The 3,822-nt window shown below is 63.5% G+C and carries 3 protein-coding genes; all 3 read right to left on the bottom strand.

What is annotated here, in order from left to right; genetic code table 11:
* Nucleotides 1-198, bottom strand: a 198-nt coding sequence (locus tag VHL31_RS04920; protein WP_329660089.1) for a hypothetical protein, incomplete at its 3' end; no start/stop codon positions are given.
* A 52-nt stretch (nt 199-250) separates the two neighbouring features.
* On the bottom strand, nt 251-2,212 hold the full coding sequence (locus tag VHL31_RS04915) for a CocE/NonD family hydrolase (protein WP_329660090.1): 1,962 nt from the start codon (nt 2,210-2,212) through the stop codon (nt 251-253).
* A gap of 70 nt (nt 2,213-2,282) precedes the next feature.
* Nucleotides 2,283-3,822, bottom strand: a 1,540-nt coding sequence (locus tag VHL31_RS04910) for an ABC transporter substrate-binding protein (protein ID WP_329660088.1), incomplete at its 5' end; no start/stop codon positions are given.

Genomic DNA, 3,822 nt, shown 5'->3' with positions numbered 1-3,822 from the left:
GCATGAGGCGGCGATGGTCCAGGCTGCAGGAGTGGCTGAGAGACATGCACAAGCAAGCATGACCAATACCGGCCGTTTGCGGGGATGGCGCTTGCGCAGCAACGGCAGGCAGCGGCTGTTGATAAAGCAGCGTTCCCGTATCTGGTTCTTTCTATCTACGTTCTCGTGCGGCAGACCCTGCGGGTAATAGGAACGCAACCACACCTCATCGACGACGCCCTGCCATCTCCCTGCGTACGCAGAAGCTAACTCAAACCAGTCGACGTGGTACTGACCGAGTCCAGCTGCGAGAGAAGATACGCCGTCCATCCTCAAAGGCTTCAATGTCAGCCTCCACGATGAAGCTGCCCGCGGTGCAACTCACAGCCGATCGTGTCCTGACCTTGGCATCCCAGCCGTCGCTGCGAAACAGCAGCTCGTAGACCGCATCCGAGCGGGCACTGTCAGGCGCGTCTGGATGAATGATGTAGTCCAGGTGCTTCTCCATCCTCCGCTCTACGCCGATCGGCTCCAGCCGCGTCCGGCCATCGATGCGCGTCACCTGCAGTCGATGCCCATTGCTGCCGACATCGATCTGCTGGCTGCGCTCGATGAGACTGGGCTCCATCACCGTCGCAGCCATGGGCAGCTGGGCTTCGGGCGGCTCGAATGCGATGGCTGTGTCCTCCGACCGCGCCTGGCGTACCGGCAAGGTAAAGCTTGCCTGTCCAAGCAGGAGCTCCAGCGTCGCAGCTTCCGGCGCCGGCCAAAGGATCGGCCAATAGGCGCTCGAAAGCGCAAGCCTCACTCGATGCCCCGGGAGGAAGCGATGGCCACACTCGTTCAGCTGCAGGGTGATCTGGTAGGCCTGCCCCGGTTCCAGGGGGACAGGCGCGGCATGCCCCTCCCGATGGGTGAGATTGAGGATGCCATAGGTGATGCGGGTCGACATGCCGTCTGGAGCCACGTCGCAGAGCCTTGCCACGAGCTGGGCGACCGGCCGGTCTGCCTTCAGACTCAGCTGTAGCACTGGAGCACCCAGGATCTCCCAGGGCTCTGCCAGCGGATCAGTATCGAAAACTAGTGAGAGGCCGTCATCCGACCGCTGATCAGCCGGCAACTCCGGTCCAACTCCGCCTAGACCATAGGGACACCACTCGCCTGCGGCGGCACCGAGGTGATGCGGCGACGCCAGCAGCACCGAGCTGTCCGGGACAGCTCCGTCCACCAAGCGCGATGGCGCCAGTCGCAGGTCTCGCGGCTCGATTGTCGGGCTCGGCCAGTGCGGCTCCGCCACCCAGCGGCCTGGGATTGCATCCAGATGCGCGGCGGGACGATAGGATTCCGACACGAACGCGCGCAGTAGCGGATCCTGGAGCACGCCACGTTCCTCGCCTTTAAGCCAGTGATCCCACCAGCGCAGTGCCTCGGTCAGAAACCCGATTGCAGGCCCCGGCACCCCCACATGCGGGTACTTGTGGCCCCAGGGCCCTACGATGCCGCGGCAGGACACATGCAGGCCCTGCAGGAGGCGGAAGACGGTGTTGCTGTAGCCATCGGCCCAACCGCCCACCGCGAGGACCGGGCAGGTAATCGCTTGGAAGTCCTCACAGACTGATCCGTGTCGCCAGTAGTCGTCACGCCAGGGATGCTCCATCCAGTCCGCAAACACCGGATGCGCTGCCTCCAGTCGCTCCATCCACCGTTCCCGCCACTGCTCACCGACGATAATCGGGTCCGGCGGCAGGCCCATCAGGGTGAAGAAGAAGGAGCCCCACTCCAGATTACCCGTGATCAGGCCACCTCCCATGTAGTGCATGTCGTCTGCGTAACGGTCGTCCGTGGAGCAGATGGTGATGATCGCCTTGAGTGCGGGCGGGCGTCGGGCGGCGACCTGCAGCGAGTTGAAGCCTCCCCAGGAGATGCCCATCATGCCGACCGAGCCGTTGCACCAGGGCTGGGCGGCGAGCCAGGCGATCGCCTCCACGGCATCGTCCTGTTCTTGAGCCGTGTACTCGTCGCGAATCACCCCATCGGAGTCGCCGGTGCCGCGGATGTCCAGCCGCACGCAGGCATAGCCGTGCGCAGCAAGCCAAGGATGGGTCAGGTCGTCACCGAGCCTCGTCCCGTCGCGGCGGCGATACGGGATGTACTCCAGAACGACGGGCACGGGGCGGGTCCTAGCGTCCTCGGGCAGCCAGACCCGAGCGGCAAGCCGCGATCCGTCCGACATGGGCACCCAAAGGGTCTCGATGTGCTCCACAGCCTGCATATTCACTTCCTGCACTGTGCTGGAGGACGGGTCAGGCCCGCTTGAAATGGCTGAGGTAGGGATGGTCGGGCGGCAGGATCGCTGGCACCAGATCATCTCGGTAGACGATGGCTACCGGTTCATGGGCAAGGAACATGTAGCCGGCCCCCTCTTCCATGAGTTCCTGCATGCGGATGTAGATGTCATTGCGCTTGGCAGGATCGGTCTCTTGCAGCGCCTGCGCATGCAGTTCGTCGAACTCAGGGCTTGCCCAGCGCTCCCAGTTCCAGATGCCTACCTGGCTCGAGAGATACCATTGAGTGCACTGGCTGGGATCAGGTGAGTCCTGATAGCGATGAATGTAGAGCTGCAGGTCCTTCCAGGCGTCACCCGCTTCCTCGGAACCAAGGCTCCAGAACGGCCCCTCGTCCATTGGGATGATCTCTACGGTGATCCCGATCTCGGCCAGGTTTGCCTGGACGATCTGTGCGCTAGTGCGATTGAGCGAGTTGTTGAGGATAGCGAGTGTCAGGTTCAGATCCTGAACCCCGGCTTCTTCAAGGAAACCGGCTGCCTTTTCCAGATCGGCCTCCTCGAACATCGTGGTCGTGCGATGCCCGATTAGGCCGGGCGGGACGATTCCTCGGGCCCGCGCCTCAGCTGCGCCGCCATAGCCGGCGGCGATGATCGTGTTGACATCGATGGCATGCTGGATCGCCCGCCGGACCTTGATGTCCTGGAGCTTGGTGTGCTGGGTGTTCATGCCGAGCCAGGTCCAATCAAGCCCGGACCCTTCATAGAGCTTGCTGCCAGCTGGCGGGTTCGACTTGTAGCTTGGCAACGAATCCAGACTGACATGGCAGAAGCTCACTTCACCTGCCTCGTAGGCCAGCTCCGCTGCCTTGGGATCCGTGATGAAGACGACGTGCACCTCGTCGAAGGCCGGCTGCTCGCCCGACCAGAGCGGGTTGCGCTCGAGCTCCAGGACCTGCTTTGGCACCCAGCGCTTGATCCGGTAGGGTCCGCACACCGCCGGGAACTCGGTGGTGAACCGCCCGCCAGCCGCTTCCACCGCCTTCTTGCAGACGATGCTGCCCGGCCCGTCGCAGATCGTGGTGAACCAGATCGGCACGAAGGGCTGCTTCAGGATGACCGTGCCCGTGTAGGTACCGGTGACCTCGACATGGTCGAGAGCATCCCACTTCACCTTCCAGGGTGCCTCGTTTGCTGGGTTGGCGATGCGTTCGTAGGAGTACTTGACGTCCTCGGCAGTCAGCTCGCCGAAGTCGCCGGACCACTTGATCCCGGGCTTCAACTCGAACGCGATGTGCCGGTCGTCCACCTGCTCAACCTTCACCACGAAGGGTGACGGTCGCCATTTCAGCGTCTCGCCGGGGTCGTAGATGGCAAGCGAGCCAAGGCAGGCATACTGGGCGTCGATCTCGGTGCCGCCGATCATCCAGCCCGGATCGATCACCTGGATGTCCTGGTTGGAGCGGATTCGAAGAATGCTGCCCTGTGCCACGGCTCCTGGCGGCAGGGCGGCCGCCGTCGCGAACAGCGTGCCGGCCCAGATGAAGCCGCGCCGTGTG

It is taken from the genome of Geminicoccus sp., from assembly GCF_036263595.1.
Classification (GTDB): Bacteria; Pseudomonadota; Alphaproteobacteria; order Geminicoccales; family Geminicoccaceae; genus Geminicoccus.
The sequence above is the reverse complement of the archived record's forward strand: the minus strand, read 5'-3'. Positions and strand labels throughout refer to the sequence as shown.

What these genes read in the sequence shown, in the direction of transcription:
- VHL31_RS04915 (WP_329660090.1), bottom strand. Translation starts at nt 2,212, where the DNA reads ATGTCGGACGGATCGCGGCTTGCCGCTCGGGTCTGGCTGCCCGAGGAC.